The following is a 20,750-nucleotide window of genomic DNA, read 5'->3' on the forward strand; positions in this document are numbered from 1 at the left end:
TTCGGATCAATCAGTTTCTAAAAGAATGAGGATAAATCGATATATTTGGCCTCATGCAATTACCGAAGCACTGGAAACGACTTTTTATTGAACTGTTAGTTCAGTTTAAGCAACTAAAAAAACGATTCAGAAACTGGTTTCAGGACGTAGAAGTTGAACTCTACGACCTGAATAAAGTAGCTGAGCCATATGTTCACTATTTCAATTTCCTGTTGGTGATTATGGCTATGGCCAGTATCATCGCTTCCGAAGGCTTTCAGTTGCCCGAACCTTACCTGAGTTGGAACTGGTACCTGGAGTTTGGCATTCTTTCAGGCTTCATACTTACCTATGTATTACGGCTCTTCCTTACCTCAAAACGCTGGTCGCTTATCCGCAGCCGTAAATTCGAGTCATTACTGGTGGTGCTTTTAGTACTATTCGGTTTCCTGATGTTGGTTGATCAGCATGATGTGGCGATATATCTGGAGGATTTGTTTGGGCTTTCGCGTTTTATGCCGGTATTGGTACTCCTCACCAAAATCTACCTGATCATACTGATTGTGATAAAAACAATCAGGGCGGCACCTATTATTATTTCCCTTAAAAAGAAACCCACACAGCTGGTGGCCTACAGTTTTGTGTCGGTGATTATATTTGGAGCTTTGTTACTGATGACCCCCAGTTCCACGGTAGATGGTCAGGGATTGAACTGGATTGACGCCTTATTTACCTCAACCAGTGCCGTTTGTGTAACCGGTCTGATTGTCGTGGATACGGCCACACATCTTACTTTTTTTGGACAAATGATTGTATTGATTCTCATTTAGATAGGGGGATTGGGCATTTTGACCATCGCCACACTCTTTGCTTTATATGTGAGTTCAGGATTGGGCGTCGGACAGATGAGCATGCTTAAAGAAACTATCGGGGAAACACGAACCAGTGAAACCTTTCGCACGATCAAGAAAATTGTGGGGATTACCTTGACGGTAGAAGCCATTGGCGTGTTGGGCTATTATTTAAGCTGGGGACATATGTTTGATGATAACGGCACCCGGCTTTTTTATTCGGTTTTTCATGCCGTATCCGCTTTTTGTAATGCGGGTTTCTCGGTTTTTAGTAACAGTCTGGCCGATGAGGCAAACGTGCTGAACTACGGTGTCAACATCACCACCATGTTTTTAATTGTGATTGGCGGACTTGGCTTTACCACTTTCTGGGAGCTCATAAAAGGGAATCCAGAGCGCAAGATTCGTACCTGGCAATTTTCGCTACACACCCGCATTGTGCTCATTGCCACTGTGGTACTAATCGTGGGAGGGACCGTCGCCTTTCTGGCCTTGGAATGGGATGGCGTACTGGCCGGTTATGCTACTTCTGATAAAGTGCTCATTTCCATGTTCCAAAGCATCACCACGCGTACGGCAGGTTTTAACACAGTGGATATCGGCTCACTGGGCGTAAGCACGGTTTTGGTATTTTTAGGGTTGATGGTGATCGGAGCTTCGCCGGCTTCTACTGCAGGAGGGATGAAAACGACGACCGTGTCGGTGATGCTGATTGCCGTTTGGAGTACCATCACCGGAAAAAATAAAGTAGAATTTGCCAAGCGAACTATTGCAAAAGACACCGTATTGACAGCCATGTCCGTATTTGTGTTGGTAGCGGCCTGCTTGTTTATATTTACTTTTGCATTAACGCTTACGGAGAACTTGCCTTTCATGGATTTACTGTTTGAAGAGTTTTCAGCCTTTGCAACGGTGGGACTGTCAAGAGGCATCACCCCGGCACTTACGGATGCCGGTAAAGGCATTATCATTCTTTCGATGTTCATTGGCAGGGTGGGCATAGTAACCCTGGCCCTCGCTTTTGCCAAAAGCCGTAAATCCACGAAGTATACCTATCCAACAGAAAGTGTAATTGTAGCATAAGAGGAATAAATATGGCAACTAACAATCAACAGTTTTGCGTCATCGGGCTTGGGGAGTTTGGCTTTTCCCTGGCTAAATCATTAGCAGAAAATGGCGCCTATGTACTGGCTATTGACAATGATTACGACCGGATTGAAGAAATAAAGAAGTACGTAGCCCAGGCCGTACAATTTGATGCCACCGATCCGGCTTTGTTGAAAGAGCACGGCGTTTGTGATGTAGATGTGGTGATTGTAGCTATTGGCGAAAGCTTTGAGCCGGTGGTGCTTATCACCATGGAGTTATTGAAACAAAAAGTAGGGCGGGTGATTTCCCGGGCATCCAGTGACACCCAGGAGACGATCCTGAACAAAATTGGTATCAGCGAGGTCATTCACCCCGAAAAAGATGAAGGCATTCGCATGGCTACTGCTTTATTGAGCACCTCTATCACCGATTTCTTCCAGCTAAGTGATGATGTTGGGATTTTCGAAATTGATGCTCCAAAAGGCATGGTAGGCTATTCCCTGAAAGAGTTGAAAATAAGGGAGCGCTACAATATGAGCCTGATTACCATCAAAAGAAAAAGACAAAAAGAAGAAAGTAATGGCATATACCGGGATGAAGAGGACAGCTATTTCGAAGTAATGGGCGTACTGGATCCCCATACAATGATCCGTAAAACCGACCGGTTGATCATAATGGGCAGTCAGGCATCGTTAGAAAAATTAATGGATACAAATTAAAGGAAAATAACTTCCTGCGGCGATTTTTTGTTATCTATACCCTGTTAGCAATGCTACTTTGTTAATGATAGCTTAATACTGGGTTAACGGTTTGTTTAGCTTAAAAGGGCATTCTTTGAGCAACTTTTAGAATTGGAAATTTATGCTGATAGGCAAAGATTTTAACGACCGCGCCAAAGAATTACTTTCCGTTTTGGCGGAAGTAAGCGAGGGGGATATAGAACGAAAGGTATCGGTGGAGGATTTAGTGAATGCAGCTGGTTTTGACCGTACCGAGATTAAAAATTTGCTGGGTTACCTGGAAAATAAAGAATACATCCGAGTGGCTACTATCGGCGGGCCTTATCTCTATGGGCACATTCATATTACTGAACGGGGCGTGTATAAGTCTAAAACTTGATTTCTGCATCATAGAAATAGAATAACTGTAGAAATATGTTTAGCTGTAATTTCTGTAGAGGTTAGGTAATTCAGTTAGTAAAACCCTGAAAGGGTTTAATACGAATAGCCCAGGGTAAAACCGCTTAAGCGTGAGCAACCTTGGGTAGCGTGTCAGCAATAAAGAACCCGAGGCTTGTAGGATGTTAAGTTATGAATGTTTGTCGAGGGGCTGGCAAACATGTGGCCTTTGGTGGGATTGGGTGCCAAAGCTTCGTTCACCGCCATCAACCTGTTAAGCTTTGGGGGCGAAGCTTGTTCTTCCTATATCCGAAACCCCGGGTTGCGCCTGTTTGCTCCCCGCAAGCGGGGCCCCTGAACAAGCTTACCCGGGGCTATTGATGTTGGACCCTTTCAGGGTCTTCATAATGACTAAAAGTCTGCAAATTATCTAACATTCATAATTCCGCGGAGGGATGACCTTAAGAATTAATATCTACACGATTTATCTATTCCTGTCTCATGCTCACGTTATTTACTTGATAATTGAACCTACGCTATGCAAAAAGGAGGTCGTATTATCACAACCTGTGCTTGTACTGTAGAACGCCTATCCCAATTTTGAAACAGTAATTCAGCGTAAAAATACCTACCTTTGCCACCGCAAAATGTCAGCATAATAAAACGTTTATATCATGATTATTGGAATTCCTAAAGAGATTAAAACCCACGAAAACCGGGTGGCGATTCAGCCGGGTGGTGTGGTTCAGTTAACGCGCAACGGTCACGATGTTTTTATTCAAAAATCAGCCGGTGTGGGAAGTGGTTTCAGCGACAAAGACTACGAGCAAGCAGGTGCTACCATATTAGACGATGTGGAAGATCTTTGGCAGCGCGCCGAAATGATAATGAAGGTGAAAGAACCCATCGCGGAAGAATATCCCCGTATGCGAGAAGGTCAGATTATCTTCACCTATTTCCACTTTGCCGCCGACGAAGCGCTTACCAAGGCTGTGATGGAATCAGGTTGTATCGCTATCGCTTACGAAACAGTGGAGAAAGCAGATCGTTCTTTACCGCTTCTTATCCCGATGAGTGAAGTGGCCGGACGTATGGCTGCCCAGGAAGGGGCCGTATACCTTGAAAAACCCAAAGGGGGATTAGGTAAATTAATAGGCGGAATCCCCGGTGTGCAACCTGCCAATGTGCTGGTTTTAGGCGGAGGAGTAGTTGGTGTGAACGCCGCTAAAGTAGCCGCTGGCATGGGCGCCCGAACTACCATCATGGATATTAATATGCCTCGTCTCCGGTACCTGGATGATGTGATGGAGAAAAATGTGACCACCATGTTTTCATCGGAAGCCAATATCCGCAAGCTGCTTCCGGATGTTGATTTGATCATTGGCGCTGTGTTGAAACCGGGAGCCAAAGCCCCGCATCTCATTACCCGCGATATGTTGAAGGACATGAAGCCCGGTACGGTACTGGTTGATGTGGCTATTGATCAGGGCGGATGTTTTGAAACCTCCAAACCAACCACTCATAAAGATCCGGTGTACCTGGTGGATGATGTGCTGCACTATTGTGTGGCCAACATGCCCGGAGCAGTTCCATTTACTTCTACCTTGGGACTCACGAATGTGACCTTGCCTTATGCGGTTGACATTGCCAATATGGGCTGGAAAAAAGCCATTCAGAAAGATCCGGAATTGTTGAAAGGTCTGAACATTGCCAATGGCACTATTGTATACGAAGATGTAGCTAAGGCTTTTGATTTAGACTGGAAGCCGGTGGATGAAGTGATCAATTAAATTGATACTTTATTACGATACATTTTAAAAGTGAAGTCCTTTTCGGGCTTCACTTTTTTTATGCGATTCGATGTCTGATAACCTCTGGTATTCAGACAAATATGTCGAAGACCGTCATTCAGAGAGATAGCGAAGAACCTAGGCCAGAACATGCTTGTGCTGTGGTCAAGGTTGTAAAATGATGAGTCAATATATCAAAGATGAATCGCGGATTGTATGGATTTTGGGATTTCACGGATACTCTAATGACTGACTCCATAGGAGTTAAACATGGGTAGCCCCGGGTAAGCCTGTTGGGAGGCTGATTTGAGGAAAGGCGTTTGCCAGGCGCAACCTGGGGTAAATAAACAACCAGCGAACAATTTTTGCCCAGTTATTTCCAAGGAGGATGATGGTGAATCAAAAATTGGGCAATATAGAAGGTAGTTTTTTTGTTGGAACCATTTAAGCCGACGATGTGGGCTGATGATATCAGAGCTTTAACGCCTTCCTTGTTCATTTTGGCTTGACCCAAAACGAACCAAAAAATCAAGCGGGCGAGTTTTGTCCGGCGTTCGTAATGACTTGCTGTATAATTCCAATGGTCCTTCACTGTCAAGGGTAGTGCAAAATTTCGAGCCGGTATGGAATTATACCCCTGCGGGACGCGGCATCATCACTCACTCTATCCGGCCAAAATTCTAAGGCTGTAAAGACACTGTATTAAAATAAATCCGTGGCCTGAGGGAATCTTGCTCAGCTTCCGAACTATAAAAAGAAGCGTTTATGGCACCCAGGGGTTTGATTAAGATTCCTTTGGTAATGCCCGAAAGTAGCCGTTGCATTACAGGGCGGGAAAGAGAAACATGGGTTTTACCTCCTTGACGGTAAGTGACTTCCGTATCAAAAATCATCTGTTCGTTGAAGACGGCTTCATAGGGTTGACCTTCGGTAAGCTCTTCGTAGGTTACCGTATCATCTGTCCAGTTTTCCTTTCCTCCCAGGATTTCAATAATGCGTACTTTTCCGAATTCCATTCCCAGTTCTTCCCCATAAACCGCTTCGTAATTTCCGCCGTCAATTACCGAATACGTAGATAATTCCAGCATACCGGCGCTTTCTGCTTTTAAAGGATTTATGTCATCAAAATCCCAACGCAAAATTGCCCACTGGTCATCATCTACCGTCAAAACGGGTACTTTATACCTTGATTCCACTTGCCAGTTGCTAAAGTTGACTTCCGGAAAGGTGGTATTCACTACTGCATCCTGTGATACCATCAACTTATGGGAAAAGCTCTCCAGTGGTGGAATAGGTGGATGGTACACCAAAGGCTCGCCTTTGTCCGGTTCGGCTTCATTCACATTCACAATTGCTGCTTTATAATAATCCAGTTCTACTTTGTAAGTGCCATAACCCCAATCGGTTACGCCCAGTTGTACATTCAGGTCATCGCCAGGCATAGCATCTAAATCTTCCGTGGTCATACTTATCACATGCCAGCCGGTGGCATCCTGAATATCGTATTCCCGGAGCTGTTTGTGATAATCGGTGGTGCGCTGGGTATTGATCATAAAATTGAGCCGCCGGGGAGCATGGCTCACTTTCACTCGGGCTTCTACTCGTAGTTCGTACTCAGGTTGCTGCAGTTTCTCCATATCCAGATACGAGGCCACATTTCGTTTAATGATAGCCCACCAGACGTTGTGACGGTCATCGCTTGCATCTACCATAATCAAGGCTGAGCTCTCACCCGGGGTGAAAGTGACGGTAGCCTCACCGTCGCCGGTGTAGTAATCCCAACCGTCTACATCCCCATCTTCAAAATGATCAACAAATTGTGCCTGTAAAGCCTGAGAAAGTGTTAGTATAAACAGCGGGAGCAGAAATAGAATTAAGCGCATAGAGTCATGTATTTAATCAATAAGTGTGATTTTAGCGGCCCAATCCCGGGATGATTTTTCTTCACCTCCGGGAAATTCCGGCAAACCCAGCTGACCATTATCATCAGCAATTAAGATAGCATCGTCATCAGAAAGCCATTCGCCAGTCATTGTATCAAACCATTTAAAGTGATATTTCTCGCCGGGCGTAAATTCTTGCAATGAGGGCAAAACCGAAGCATTTTCAAAATACAGGAAAGCCAGAGTCTTATCCGGGGTACGCATCATGTATGCCCAGCCATCGAGGCCGTCTGCCGGTGCATCCGGTGCTTTGTTTGGGGTGATGGCATCGCGGGCCAGTTCCAGCTGCTGGTAGGCATCGCCTTCCGAAAGCATGAACGTTTCCAGGTGGCGCATGTACATGGCCGATTCATATTTAAAAGCATCCCAGATATGCGGACGCGCTCCCTCCGGTTCGCCGGTCGTGGTGATATCATAGGCTGCCGTACCGTGTACATGGCCCGACAAGCCTCCTGAAAGAACCGAACCATACATTTGGGCACGGGCAAAGTAATTATCCCGATCGGAATTGGCCGGGGGACGCTCTCCGCCGGGTTTGTTGATCTCATGATCCCAGCCGGTGTAATACGGCTCAAAATTGATGGCCGGATATTGAGGTTCCAGCTCGAAAATGGTTTTCAGCGAATGGTTAACCCGATGATCACGGGGTTTATTTCCCACACTGTGCATGGTAAGCCAGGGCACTTTCTCGCCATGACCAAAAGCTCCATAAGTGGTGCTATCAATAAGTACGGTAACCGGCTGGTCGAATGGCATAGAACCATAAGTTTCCAGATGGTAAGTGAGAGCTTCGTTAAACTGCTCTGCGGTGAGGCTGAAATCATCTGGAATCCAGTCAAGATGTATAGTACTAAAGAGAAAGTTATAAGCCCCATAGCGGGAAATCAGGTATTGCACATAGCGGGCAAAGCTTTCATTGAAGTCGAAGTAGGCATCCCAGGAAGGTCCCACATCCCGGCGCACGGTTTCCAGCAGGGGCACCATGCCTTGCTCGGAAAGGTAGGTCATTTTCTTGTCAAGGCTTTGAAAGTATTCCGGGGTGATGCGATTGAAATCCGATACATTTTCATGCTCCTCCGACATTTTGAAAGGAAGATGTCCGTACTCATCGCGCATATTCTTTGCGGTGAGGGTTCCCCAGTAGCTGTCGCCCCCTGAGGCATCTACTCCGGGGCCGTCGGCTACATCATAGCCAAATTTCTCCCATGCATTGCGCAGATAGATACCATTGGAGTCGGCATAGGTACTGGGATTTACATCCGATTCCCAGTTAGGAAAAGCCGCAATCATACTCACTGAATTGAAGCCCTGTTTCTTACGGTATTGAACGGCATCTTCAAAACCCATTCCGGGCCCTGGTTCATAATCGGAGGGCGGCTCAGCATTGCGAAAAGGCAGCCGCCAGGTGGCACCGGCCAGCCAGGTATCACCTACCATAAAGAACGGAGTGCCATCGGCGTATTGCAGGGCATGTCCGTTGGGTGTGGAACGTATAAATCCACGTCGCACGGGGTTGGCTTGTATCTCGGTTTCCGACCAAGCCTCGGCCTGAAACTGCCCGGAATGATTATTCAATCCTTCGTCTTCGGGTTGATTCGAACCGCTGGTCCACCGCCATTTTCCCGGATTAGTAGCAACTACCCGGTATTTGAAAGTATTCTCTCCATCCCAAAAACCATACACGCGTTTAAAGAATTCGGGGCCTTCCAAATCTACCCAGGTTGTCACTTCGGTGTAAGGATTCTCATAATTGCCAGTTGCTTGCAGGGTGATTTCATGTACTTGCCAGGTTTTTAGTTCAGGAACGGGCTGTGCGAAAGCGCTCATCAACCCGAACAAAAAGAAGAACAGGATAAGAGAAGTAGAGGACAGGCGTGATTTCATGAGTGGCTTTTTAAATGCGTTGGTTGGTCTGCATCAATCTATAAAAATTGACAAAAAAATGGAGCGTTGATTCATAATGAAGGCTAACTATGGGTAAAAGAAAAAGGCACGAGTGGAAGCCCGTGCCTTAAAATATCCTGTATAGAAAGATACTTTAGTTGGTCTGTGGATAAGCGCCAATGTAGCCTTCCGAATCATTACGATTGATGACTTCCTGGATGTAGGAAGGGATGTCTCCGGCAGCAGACGCACCTTTAAATCCATCCAGAAGTTCAAAATTCTTCAGGTCGATGCTTTTAAAAAGAGGACCTTCGTAGTCGGTGAAGCTGAAGCTGTTTTCCGCAAAATCACTTATGGCCCGGTTAACAGCAGCAGTATTGGAAAATTCAGATACACACTGGCCGTTTATATTTTGGGCCATCCATGTAATCGGGCCTTCATTGTCATTTAGCTTAACGTATGCATTGTGGTCCAGCTCTGTTAAAGAGGGCGTCCCGAAGTCCTCGCACATATCGGGAAGTTGCCAGATTTGTAGCAGTGGACGTTCGAAATCTTCATCGGCCACCAGCAGGTTATTGCTGAAGGCATGGTTCACGCGCTCTTTTACGCCGGGACCCGTACGAATGTGCCAGCCAAAGTGATCGGCATTTTCACCACGTCGGTCGCGTGCAATTACGGCCATGCTGTTTACAAACGTGTTGTTGTAAATTTTGGCATCCGATGAATTGAGGATAAGCATCCCGTGATCGTTATTCACAAATACGTTGCCAGCTACCCGAACGCCCAGCGAAATCTCAAAGAAAAAGGCATTGCGGCTGGGCCATACACTGCGGCCTGAAAATGCTTCGTCGGTATGACCTACGCCTTCCAGCCAGTTATTGGTAAATACGCCGTCTACGTTACCCACATCGTACCAAATGCCATTCGAGTTGGGATGATCGATCACGAGATTGTCGTTTACAACCACGCGGTGCGACTGGTTGAAAATCTTAACAGCCGCCGGATAGTAGCCAGTGATGTTTTCAATATTGTTGCGGGTGAAAATATTCTTTTCAAGCAGTACATCATCTGATGCTAAAACATACAAACCTTCGGTACTGGTATCGCTGATTTTGCTGTGGCGCAGGGAAAATCCATCACCCAGTACAAAAACGCCCACGCGTCCGCCATAAGAGATAGAACAATGTTCTAATGTAGTTCCTACGACATCATTGCCATGGTCGTCTTCATCCGAATCGCCTTCGGGGAAGTAGCCTTCCACATCAATTACATGAAAAGCATATTGAGTGAAATCGATGCCCCGGATGGTAGGTCCCTGACCGTCTGCTTGCTTGCCGTGTACTTCTCGTGGTGTAATGATCAACGCTTGGTCAAAAGCCGTAATCTCCACTTCTTTGTCAGTAGGATCGGTGGAGATGTACACCGTTTCATTTTCGTAATCGATATAAAAATTATCCTCGTTCAGTTCATTCAGCCAGCCGGCGGATTGCAAGAACCGTCCGTCCACAAAAACCATGTCGTTATTGAATTTATGAAGCGGGGTTTGACGGCCGGCGCGTTCGGTTCTCCACCACGTATCGGGGCGGGAGGGAAAGAGGTCGGACCAATCGGTTTTCCACAAGCCGGGTTGGTCGCCATAACCGGGGCTTACCGTCTCCCAGTCATCAGCTACATATGTTCCTTTAAACACCGGTTTTTCATCCTGGTAGGGCTGCATGACTATTTTTTGATTGAGCTCAAGGTCGCCGGTCCGGTAGGTTCCGCCACGTAACACGATGGCATCTCCGGTAACCACTTTGCTGATAGCAGACTCGATAGTAGTGGGAGAATCCAGGGAAGCTCCTGCGGCATCGGCATTTCCATTGGGAGCCACATAATAGATGGTGCCGGAAACTTCCGGGAGTTCATAGTTTTGTTGGATGGGACCATAGGGACCACCGGATGGCTGAGCGGCCAGCAAGCCCATCAACAGAAAATTTAACAAGATGGCATGAAGAGTACTTGTATTCATAGAAAGATAGTGCGATTTATATGATTGATTGTGGGTGATATTAAAGGTTTCAGAAGTGAAAAACCAAAGCGGAATCTTCAGATAGACTGCTTTATTCTACGTCCAGGTATTTTTTGATGACGAGATACTTCAACTCGGTATCGCCCACATTACGGATACCATGCATGCTGTTGGGCGGACAGTAGAAACTGGCGTAAGGACCAGCGGTAGTGGTTTCGCCATCCAGATAAAATTCGGCGGTTCCTTCCAGTACAAAAAAGAATTCATCTTCCTGATGAGAATGTGGTTCATGGGTGGCTTTGTGGGGTTCCACCACGCTCATTTTTAAGGTACGGCCATCCAGAAATTTCTTATCCACAAACCAAAACTGATAACCCACCTCGGTAGAATCAATTCCATCCATATTAAACTTGCTGACTGTGTTTTCGATGGTGAATTCTTTAGGGGTGTTATCACTGGCAGATTGGGCTAAAAGAGGAAGGGCAAGTAAAGAGAAAAGAAGACTTAGGATATATTTCATTTGTACTCCAACTAATTAATGGTTGGATCTAAAATATAACAAAGGGGAGAAAAGGCCTAAGAATATAAGAAGGTGTACGCTATGTAAGATATGTTGGTGCTGGCTTAAGACTCAAATGTTAACTTGGAATACAAACCATGTACCTCATTGAAAAGAGCCACAAAAACACTAAGTCGTAAAGTAACACTAAGCCTGATCATTTCGTGTGCCTTCGTGTGTTTGTGACTTCGTGGCACCTAACAGTTGAGATAATTGTAGCGAATAAAAAGCCCGATAAGAAACTTTGAGTTCATCTTAATTCTGCCAATGTTATTTAAAAGAACCGGCAATAAAACAGCCAATGCCCATCGCAAAAAGCAGGATAGAAAGGGAAATTTCTACTATAAAACTACTTATGGGAAGAATAGTGATGCCGGCCAGGTTTTGGAAAAGCAGTATCCCACCAAAAGAGATAAAGGTGGAACCAGCGATAGACCAATTTTTCTTGTTGGAATGATCAGTTTCAGAAGTCTCTGTATGAGTACTCATGTCGTTTAGAGTTTTCTAAAATTGGAATGATTATTCGAAAGGAATAAAGATAAAATTAGGACCTTTCAGGTGGTCTCGGAAATTCGGCTATACCGCGTTTTGATGGTTACCGTATGCCATCCGCTGGCCGTATACAATTCTTTTTGCATAGTGACTTCAATCGTTAGTCGGTTGTTAGTAAGGGTAATAGATTCAGGAAAGGGATGTTTTTCCTGATCTTCAGATGCAGATTTGGGATTTAAAATGAACGCATCCTGGGCTTGATTTACTTCAAACTGCAAGGTCACTACATTCATAATATAATTGATGTAGAAATCAGCCGATTTGGGCGAAGCTTCAACGGGAAAAACCTGCACCGAATAAGGCATGGCCAATACATGGCGGTAATCCGTTTCCGTTAGTGATTCTTCTTTTTTGAGGATGCGAACCGATAAGGTATAATTTTGAGAATTGGTGAGCTCATCCAGCATATTTGTTGATGAAACGCCATCGAAATTGGCATCAACAGGGCGTTCACTTTGAGAGCTAACAGGTTGCCAAATACCCTTTAGTTCACTGTAGATCTGTTCAAAATCACCTGAATCCTGTTGTGAGTTCTGGACATCACATCCACCCGATACCATTGCCCCGAAAACGAGCAAAAGCAGAATATTTTTATAAGTTTTCATATGTCATATGTATATGTTAAAAAACACGTTTACCGGTTATCAATATTCCCCCGCCTACCGCAAGCGTCGCGCTTGTGGTTTGTTGGGATAAGACAACTCAGATAGAATATGCAAAATGGTACAAGCGAGATCCCGAACAATTCGGGACACCAGTCGGTTAGTAAAACGTTATAAGGATTTCCTTTTACATGTGTTCTTTTAAGCGGGAATCATGTTAGAATATTCTCAATTGACGCTTAATGTTAATTCATAATCTGTAGATACCCAAATAAAAGCCATACTACCGCTTATTGTACCAAACAAAAAACCCGGTTACCGGAAGGCTGGCACAGACTAAACTCGCCAAAAAAGCAAGAATTTTGCCCGGTAAGCCCCAAACCATTCCGGTATGAATGTCATAGTAAAGGTGGTCAAGCTGATCGGCCAGGGTGGCCTGCGAAAAGCGTTCCACATCCAGTAATTCCAGGGTGTACTGGTCGTAATAGTATTCATCATGATGGTAGAACTTGCCCTGGTATTTAAAGGCTACCACTTCAATGGCGTCATCTGCTTCACTCACGCGGGGACTCATATAAATACGCTTTGGTTCCGGGTAATCTTGCAGCGTTTTGTAAAAGGCTCTGTCAATAGCAGGAATACTGTCAGAGGCGGCCAGATTTGCATTATCGGGGTTTGAATGGGGATGTGAATGTTCCTGTTTGGTTTCTCCGCCTGAAGCGAGATAGTAGAGTCCGTTATCAAACCATTGGAAGCTCCAAACGAGCCCGGTACAGGCAATGATGAAGGCCAGGACAGTAACATAAAAACCCGGCACGTTGTGGAGGTCGTAATTAAAGCGTTTAAATTTGGCTGACCATCGAATCTTGAAACTCCTTTCCCGGCCACGTGCATTCCACTTGCGGGGCCACCAAAGGATCAGGCCGGTAAAAAGCAGTATCACAAAAATGAGCGTCCCGATTCCAACCACCGGCTTGCCGATCGACTCGGGTAACCACAGGTAGCGATGGCCCTGAATGATGAACTGAAAGAAATCGAAATCCCCATGGATAACGGATTCTTTTTTATGCAGGAATTCTCCGGTATAGGGATTCATAAAAGCAACCGCAAAATCTCGTACTCCATTTTCGGTGTAATAAAAGCCAACGGCAGCGGCTCCGGTTTCATCTTCATAGGTTAGCCCGGAGGGTGTTTTACCCGGCAAGTATGTTTTTGCAGTATCAACCAACACGCTTGGTGGTACAAAAGCCTGATCCTGTGGCTCTACAAACCGCCACGGCTCCATGGCATTCATAATTTCAGCCTGGAACACGTAGATACATCCCGTGATACTTACAATAAAAACAATGATTCCGGACGCCAGTCCTAACCATAAATGCAACCAGCGAACAATCGATTTCCACTTTTTCATGTTGTGTAGCTAACAGATAGTTAAAGTAAAATCCGGTATCCCCGGAAAAGAGGGAAACCGGAATACAAATTAATTGCGAGTGTAGGTGAGGGAATTTTTAAAGCTGGAAGAAACCTGCGGTAAAGTTGGCTTCTACCACGGCGCCTTGTTCGGCTGTGTAATTGTTTGGGTTGATGCGGTACACAAAAGACTCTTCGTCTTCAGGTACAACCATATAGATATGTTCTCCATCATAAAGGCTGGTGGCTGCCAGTTTTCGGCCGGTTCCTGAATGCTCGGGTACATCATCAATATAATTGATGGTTTTTGCGGAAAGATCGATGATTGCAGGCTGCAGCGGACCGTCAGCCCAGGCGCTTTGCTCGGAACGGTCTAACGTATTCATTTCTACGAATACTTTGTTGTCTTCGAGATACACCATGTGGGCAGTCGTTTTTCCACCGGTTACCTCGTTAAATTCGAAAATATAATCGTTGCTGAATTCCGTTTCGCCACTGTTGATGCGCAGGATAGCCGGGTCTTTAGTAAACTGGCTGTACCCGTTGGCCGGGTTAGAGTGGGAGAGAGCATACACGTTACCATTTTCATCTTTGATAAGTCCGGACATCGTCCCGAAGCCGCCAATGGGGCCGGTTCGGTCATCTTTTATCACCTTAACAAACTCGAGTGAGGGATATTCAAACACAGCAACACGGGCCGTATCTGTTAAATTTGTGGCAAAAGAATTAGGGTTGCTGGCGTAGTAGCTTATAAACAGGTGATTACCGGTTTGTACCATCCCGGAATAGGCCACGGTAGAATCGGAGAGGTTAGAGGTGGTGGTGTAGGTGCTGCTTTCTGCCGTCAGAGATTCAGGGTTAATGCGATGCAATGCAACCACATCCGAAGAGGAGGACATTTCTACGGCTACAATGTTACCGTCTTCAGCTTCGGTGATGTCCTGTAAGCTGTTATCAAAGGATGAGTTCCCGCCGGTTTCAACCAGTTCACCATCGTCATTTCTGCTTATAGCTACAATGTCAGTGAGTTCAAAACCACCGGTGGCGTACACCGTGCTGCCGATTTGATTGTAGGTATAGTATCCCAGCTGCTCGATGCCCCGGCTTACTGCCGACAGGTTGCCGCTCATTACATCGTCAAAGCCCACGGTGTAATAGGCGAAGTTGCCATCCGCACCCTGGTAAGCCAACGAAAGTACGTAGTTTTCTTCGCCGGTTTGATCGTCACCCGAGGCGTCATTTGGACTTGAGCAGGACGAGAGTACTACCGAAAAGGTAGCGAATAGGGTTAATAATAGCAGGGACTTAAATGCTGAATAGATTTTCATGATTCGGTTATTTGAGTAGTGAGGTTATTTAAATATTATATCTGAGTTTAATGCTGAACGAGCGTCCGGGCTTTTGCAGGTAGTACTGGTCGTACAGTTTGGAATTGAACAGATTGCGGCATTCTGCGGAGAGGTTGTAGGTTCCTCCATCAAAGGAATAGCCCAGCTCAATATCGTGCGATACCTGACGCGGAATGATGTATCTGCTATTGCCGGCCCCAAGCTCTGTCCAGGTGAGAGAGTATCTCTCCACAAAATTCACAAAATAGTTGAGGTTCAAATCAGAGCGGTTTGCCAGAAAATCACTGAAAGTTAAACCAGCATTCATATTGCCAAACAGGTAAGGTCGGTTTGGCAGGCGGTATCCATAGTGATAATTGGTTTGCCAGCCGGTTCCCGTAAACGAATCGTTATACACTCTTTTAGCCTGGTCGGTGATATCCTGGTAAGTGAAATTACCACCGAGCTTGAACATATCTTTCCACTGGTATTGAAGACTTGCTTCCACGCCCATCACCCGGGTTTTGCTCAAATTCTCGTACCGGGTTTGCGGGCTTGATACAGTTACTACGGTATAAATGAGATCTTCGGCTTCGCGGTAGATCAAGCTTGCCCCCAACGCCAGCATATGCTGATTGTTGAAGTTCAAACGATATTCGCTGCCCAGGTTGAGGTTGTGGCTTTTCTCGGGACCCAGATCGGGATTGGCTTGTACAAACAGTCCATCCCCAAAAATTTCTTCAGGAATAGGCATCCGGGCCGTTCTTTCGTATGATAGTTTTAGCTGTAGCTGAGGCACCAGGAAATAGGTTGAAGCCAGTCCGTAGCCAAAATTATGTTGTGAATTTTCAACAGCTTCGGTCCGGCGGGTTTCCAGGCCAAAATCTACTTCTTTGGATGTTTCAGCGCGGATGTGAAACCATTTACCAAACACAGTGGTGCTCCATTTGTTGGATATATCAAACTTGTAGGCCAACCCCAGCACCTGCTTGGTCTGTGATTTGGGGAATCTGTTGTCGACATTATTTGGATTTTCCTTATCGTGGGCCTTCCGGTGGAAGTAATTGAAGGAATAATTCAGCGCCAGGGAACTGCGGGTGTTTAGGGCATAGCCGGCATTTAACTGCGTATCAAACTGTTCTTCATCCAGGGTCGTGTTCGTCCGGTAAAATTCACCATCCGTGGATACGCTGCCGTCCGCCGTTCTTACGGTGGTTTTCTCTCCAAGCCAGTTGTAGCGTACGCCGCTGAGGGTATCAACGACTTGCGAGGTATTCAGGTTTAAGGCGCTGTACAGGCTGACATCAAGCCCTTCGGTAAACAGGTTCTTTTTGCTGTAACGCAGGGTAGGGGTTATGGATGAATTCTCGCGCATCACCCCCCCGTACACCGTGTTCATGGTAGCGCCGTGTTGAACTTGTTTATCGTTGGCAGTTAGAGAGAACCCCAACAACAGGTTATCGGCATAGGGCTTATTTACCAAGCCGGTTTCCAGCTTTACGGCACCTGAGCGGTAGCGATCGTGGAAGCGGGGTACCCAGGCGGTATCTACCACGGTGTTATTTTCCACAATGCGGGCCCAAACGTCATAATCGTTATCAGAGTAGTTGAGGAACAGGTTTCCTCTAAGCGTAAAGCCCGATTCAGGATTCGTATAAGCGCCATTTAAGGAAGCGCGGTGGGTGTTAAACGAACCGACAGAATAGGAAATATCGGCATAATTGTGCAGGCGGTTGGTTACGATGTTTACCGCGCCCCCCAATGCATCAGTGCCCAGCCAAACCGGAACCACCCCTTTGTACACGTCAATGCGCTCCACCATATTTACCGGAAGGTCCCCCAGCTGCATGGAGCCCGAATTGGCGATGGGAATGCCGTCTAAAAAGAATTTCACCTGATCTCCGGAAAAGCCGTTTAGCGAGAATTTATAATCGGAGCCCAAGCCGCCTTCTTGTTGAATGCGAACTCCGGGCACGCGGTTTAAAACGGATTTGGCATCGCTGGTGCTGTTGGCCAGGTTTTGTGCAGAAACCGAGGAAACCTGGTAGGCCTGTTCAATCACCCGTCGGGTAGCCGATTTAGCATTTACATAGATATCATCAATCAGGTAACTTTCCGGCTCTAATGTTATGTTGAATGCTTTTGGTGTTTCGGCTGATATTTTAATTTCCCTGAGATACGTTTTAAAACCAAGGGCGCTTACTTTGAGCTGGTAGGAGCCGGGGAGGATGCCGGAAATCCTGAAGTTCCCTTCAATATCGGTTATGGCTCCTTTGTCGGTATCTGTCAGCGTTACATGTACTCCGGGCAAGGTTTCTCCGGTGGGAGAGCCAACTTGTCCTTCTATAGAAACTCTCTCATTACTTTGAGCAGAAATTTGTTGGGTGAAGAACAAAAAAAATAGGGGCAGTAAAAAAGCCAATGACCATTGGCTGGGGCGTAACGTTAAGTTCAATGCTCTACTTCTACAGAACTTTATATACTATTTAAAATTAATCTAAATAAGGATACGGATAATCTGATTGTTGAGCAACCTTCAATCAGGGTTATTTTAATGAAGAGCAGATTAAAGAAATTTAGAAATGTACAATGGCAAAAAGTTGATGTGGAACTTGTACCATGTTTTACAACACATCTTTAAGGAAGAATAGGTGTAGTTGATTCTGCCAAATAAGAGCTTAAAACATCCCTTTAGTTATAGAGAGATGCAAAGTTATATCCGATAGCAGCAGGTGTTAAATGCATCTATGCTTTATCCAAATGATACCTGAGCGCCATCCGTATGCAAATCATTAGTTCTTTTTGGGGTAGAGGTTGGTCAACAGGCAGCATAATTGCGCGCTTGCCATCAAAGTTTAGTTCATTACCAAAACGTGACCGGTACGAATCTAACAGGGAAGTATTGCAGCTTACATACATTCCAATAGAATCCGGGTTTTTGGCTTTCCAGTCTATGCGTATGGTGGTGCCGCTTTTGGTTTTTGAAGGGAGGTAAGCCGGCTCGCTCCATTTCAGGGTTTCCTCCAGATCTCCGACGCCTTCTGTACTTGCAGCCACTTCATAAATAAGCTCACGCAGCTGCTCCATCTTTGGTTTGATGTGATCGGGGTAGGAATCAAATTTTTGCTGGACGGAGGGAGACATGAGATATAATTTGAGTCAATTGTTCTTAGCCGGTTGGCCGAATGATCGCGAAGCAGTGGTCTTATCAAAGTAAATCAATACATCAAAATAATCGGCAAGGGATATATTTTTGTAAGGATCATCTCTTGCTACGGAACCAATACTTTTCACAGGCTTTTCTTCTTCTAACCAGCTTCCCAAAGCATTTTCCTTAATCTGCCTAAGGTTCAATGCGAAGGCGGGTAGTTCCAAAGTTCTTAGCGCATATTCGACAGATCCCTTCTTTGGCGATGGGGCCGGATAGGAAGCTACTGGTTGACCGGGTCCCAGAACGGCTGAATAGTGTCCATCCCCGAATGAAAAGACTACAGGAACATAACTCTTGCCATACTTCTCAGACAGTTCTCCCCCAAACCAATAGGGAGAACGTGCAATATGATCATTATGAGCCCAGAGCAATAATGGTGTATTTCTATCAATGCTTTTATTGAAATAGATCCAGTTTATATTTTCAGCCATGCTTTCATCTCTTGTTTTACCACCGGGAGTAAATCTGCCCATCGCTTGCTCCACAATTCTCGCATATTGTATAGCCCATTCCACCGTTTCCGGATTAACGTATTGAATATATTTGATACGGTTTTCAGAAAGAGTTTTATATACGTCCTGAGTTAACTGGTGTATCTCAATGATATTTTCATCATCTATTCTATTAAGTTCGGAAGGATTTGCGGGGAATTGATAATCCTGTTGCAGCGTATCAAATAAAACCGGATCAACCTGTTCCAAAAAGGTAAGAACACTGTCGGCTGCCCGCGATGGAAAGGCCATATCAAATCCATAAACCTCAATTTTACCTTTTCCGGAGGTGTTGTAATTTTTCATCCATTCCATAAAAGCAAGCATTTCTTCCGTATTCCAGACCCAGTAGCCAAGATCAGCCAGAGCTTCTTTTGCATCTCCTTTCCCTGTTAGAATATAGTTGTTGATTTCCCTTACTTCGGGCATGTTGGCTTCAATGGCAACCAATAACGTGTCGTGTTCTTGAGCGAACCATTTTACAAACCGGTGTTTCATCCTAAAAAACTCTCTGGTACCGTGGGTAGCTTCTCCCAAACCAATAATGCTTGCGTTTTGAAACAGTGGGGTTAAGTGATCTAAGTCTGAAAAATCATTTTCAGGTTCAACAGAATGAAGAGCTATCGCTTGATTGCTAAGAAAAGTGAGCTCAGCTGGATCTAAGCTCCAGAAAATTTGATTGCCCGGATCATATTTCTCACCTTCTGTAAATAACTCTATGTCATCAAACCAAACACTTCCTTTTCCATTATGAAAGAGGTCCAGGTAGATCAATTGGGCCTGCTTATCAATGGAAACAGAAGCGGAATATTGCTGCCATCTATCAGTTTCAGGTAATCCCTTTTCAGGGCCTCTTGTGGATGAAAGAACTTCAGACTCATCGTCAAAGGCAATCAATCTAAAAAAAGCAGTGCCGTTTTGTATCTGATCACTACGCATCCAAAGTTTGACTTCCAGGTTTTTCCCAGCAGCAATATCCGCAGGGATACTTTGACGGCTTATTGCATAACCGGAATCATGGCCTGGCAAGGCTGTACTTTTAAGACTATATTTTCCCGACTTAGCCACCAGAGAATCAAGAGAGAGTTCAAACCCATCCCAACGGGTAGACCAGCCTGTGGGTTGGTTCGGGTGTACTATGCCAGCTTTTTCGAAATTTAGATTTTGGATGTGTTGGCTATAAGCTAAATCAAAACCATCCAGCAATAGAGCAAGAATAAATATTAATAGTCTTTTCATTTGTACCCCTTTTAGTCGATCAAAATTACTGATGACTATCTCAAAAAAATTTGCACCAAAAATCAATTGAACCAATTTATACCATTTAGATTTTCAGGACAAGTCAACTCCTCTACAACTTCAAATACGAGCTCAGCAGTTCTCCCCATTCACCGATAAAAGCGGTGTAATCCTCAGTAGTAAAATCCTTAATAAACGCTTTTCCTTTTTCACTGAGAGCAATGTACTCATAGGTTACTTCTACTTTGGTATCCGATTCTGACAGTGAGGTGCAATGCACTTTTATGAAACCCACCTTTTCTTCTGGCTCTACTTTGTAGAACTCAACAAGATAATCCTCCGGTTGATAGTTTTTCACAATCCATATGGCTGATGTTGCCGCGTGGTCATGGTTCGTAGTCAGGAAGACGTAATTTTCACGTAACTCCGTAGTGCCCATGATATTTTCATAATCCCAACCCGGCACCCATAGTTTTTCGCCCTCGGCACTAAACAGGGGAAAGAGTTTGTCGGCCGGGTATTTTATTCGAAAATCTGCTGTGTGAGCTATACGATTCATTAAAGTCACCGATTATAAAAAGAGTATAGAATAATTTTTAAAAGAAATACCGGAATTAATGGTATTAACACAAATAAAATCTCCATTTCCCGACCTCAACTAAATCCTTTCCTTGGCAAGAAGAGGACTTTTAG

Annotated in this window: 18 protein-coding genes; 6 read left to right on the forward strand and 12 right to left on the reverse strand. The window is 45.1% G+C overall.

Going from position 1 to position 20,750, the window contains the following annotated elements; all coding sequences use genetic code 11:
* Positions 1–53 precede the first annotated feature (53 nt).
* The 6 genes from FN815_RS14575 (at position 54) to ald (ending at position 4,827) form a co-directional block, all read left to right on the forward strand.
* The gene (locus FN815_RS14575) at positions 54–809 is read left to right on the forward strand and encodes a hypothetical protein (RefSeq protein WP_142455382.1); all 756 of its coding nucleotides are present in this window, start codon (positions 54–56) and stop codon (positions 807–809) included.
* A gap of 9 nt (positions 810–818) precedes the next feature.
* Positions 819–1,913, forward strand: coding sequence for a TrkH family potassium uptake protein (locus tag FN815_RS14580; protein ID WP_281286807.1), 1,095 nt, complete (start codon positions 819–821; stop codon positions 1,911–1,913).
* 11 nt (positions 1,914–1,924) lie between these two features.
* Positions 1,925–2,638, forward strand: coding sequence for a potassium channel family protein (locus FN815_RS14585; RefSeq protein ID WP_142455384.1), 714 nt, complete (start codon positions 1,925–1,927; stop codon positions 2,636–2,638).
* 142 nt (positions 2,639–2,780) lie between these two features.
* Positions 2,781–3,038 carry a hypothetical protein gene (locus FN815_RS14590; protein WP_142455385.1) on the forward strand — a complete coding sequence of 86 codons (258 nt, stop codon included), beginning with the start codon at positions 2,781–2,783 and terminating at the stop codon, positions 3,036–3,038.
* A 219-nt stretch (positions 3,039–3,257) separates the two neighbouring features.
* On the forward strand, positions 3,258–3,395 hold the full coding sequence (locus tag FN815_RS18960) for a hypothetical protein (protein WP_185957315.1): 138 nt from the start codon (positions 3,258–3,260) through the stop codon (positions 3,393–3,395).
* 316 nt (positions 3,396–3,711) lie between these two features.
* Complete coding sequence (ald, locus tag FN815_RS14595; RefSeq protein ID WP_142455386.1) at positions 3,712–4,827, forward strand: alanine dehydrogenase; 1,116 nt, start codon at positions 3,712–3,714, stop codon at positions 4,825–4,827.
* Positions 4,828–5,507: 680 nt separating this feature from the next.
* On the opposite strand, the gene FN815_RS14600 is transcribed toward ald, so the two are convergent.
* The 12 genes from FN815_RS14600 to FN815_RS14655 form a co-directional block, all read right to left on the reverse strand.
* The gene (locus tag FN815_RS14600) at positions 5,508–6,710 is read right to left on the reverse strand and encodes a hypothetical protein (RefSeq protein ID WP_142455387.1); all 1,203 of its coding nucleotides are present in this window, start codon (positions 6,708–6,710) and stop codon (positions 5,508–5,510) included.
* A 12-nt stretch (positions 6,711–6,722) separates the two neighbouring features.
* Entirely contained in the window at positions 6,723–8,654 is a 1,932-nt protein-coding gene (locus FN815_RS14605; protein WP_142455388.1) for a DUF5060 domain-containing protein, read from the reverse strand.
* A 154-nt stretch (positions 8,655–8,808) separates the two neighbouring features.
* Complete coding sequence (locus FN815_RS14610) at positions 8,809–10,665, reverse strand: right-handed parallel beta-helix repeat-containing protein (protein ID WP_221930329.1); 1,857 nt, start codon at positions 10,663–10,665, stop codon at positions 8,809–8,811.
* 91 nt (positions 10,666–10,756) lie between these two features.
* Positions 10,757–11,185 (reverse strand): cupin domain-containing protein, encoded by a 429-nt coding sequence (locus FN815_RS14615; protein WP_142455389.1) that lies wholly within the window; start codon positions 11,183–11,185, stop codon positions 10,757–10,759.
* A 309-nt stretch (positions 11,186–11,494) separates the two neighbouring features.
* Complete coding sequence (locus tag FN815_RS14620; RefSeq protein WP_142455390.1) at positions 11,495–11,713, reverse strand: hypothetical protein; 219 nt, start codon at positions 11,711–11,713, stop codon at positions 11,495–11,497.
* Positions 11,714–11,778: 65 nt separating this feature from the next.
* Positions 11,779–12,381: a hypothetical protein gene (locus tag FN815_RS14625; protein ID WP_142455391.1), complete on the reverse strand. Its 603-nt coding sequence runs from the start codon at positions 12,379–12,381 to the stop codon at positions 11,779–11,781.
* Between the two features lie 280 nt (positions 12,382–12,661).
* Positions 12,662–13,789: a PepSY-associated TM helix domain-containing protein gene (locus FN815_RS14630; protein ID WP_142455392.1), complete on the reverse strand. Its 1,128-nt coding sequence runs from the start codon at positions 13,787–13,789 to the stop codon at positions 12,662–12,664.
* A 97-nt stretch (positions 13,790–13,886) separates the two neighbouring features.
* Positions 13,887–15,116, reverse strand: a complete 1,230-nt coding sequence (locus FN815_RS14635) for a DUF4374 domain-containing protein (RefSeq protein WP_142455393.1) — start codon at positions 15,114–15,116, stop codon at positions 13,887–13,889.
* A 28-nt stretch (positions 15,117–15,144) separates the two neighbouring features.
* Positions 15,145–17,571, reverse strand: coding sequence for a TonB-dependent receptor (locus FN815_RS14640; protein ID WP_221930330.1), 2,427 nt, complete (start codon positions 17,569–17,571; stop codon positions 15,145–15,147).
* Positions 17,572–17,861: 290 nt separating this feature from the next.
* A complete protein-coding gene (locus tag FN815_RS14645) occupies positions 17,862–18,260 on the reverse strand; it encodes a DUF1801 domain-containing protein (RefSeq protein ID WP_142455394.1) in 399 nt (132 codons plus the stop codon).
* A 15-nt stretch (positions 18,261–18,275) separates the two neighbouring features.
* Positions 18,276–20,132 carry an erythromycin esterase family protein gene (locus FN815_RS14650; RefSeq protein ID WP_142455395.1) on the reverse strand — a complete coding sequence of 619 codons (1,857 nt, stop codon included), beginning with the start codon at positions 20,130–20,132 and terminating at the stop codon, positions 18,276–18,278.
* Between the two features lie 37 nt (positions 20,133–20,169).
* The gene (locus FN815_RS14655; RefSeq protein WP_142455396.1) at positions 20,170–20,616 is read right to left on the reverse strand and encodes a hypothetical protein; all 447 of its coding nucleotides are present in this window, start codon (positions 20,614–20,616) and stop codon (positions 20,170–20,172) included.
* Between the last annotated feature and the right edge of the window lie 134 nt (positions 20,617–20,750).

The organism is Gracilimonas mengyeensis, from assembly GCF_900182705.1.
Classification (GTDB): Bacteria; Bacteroidota; Rhodothermia; order Balneolales; family Balneolaceae; genus Gracilimonas; species Gracilimonas mengyeensis.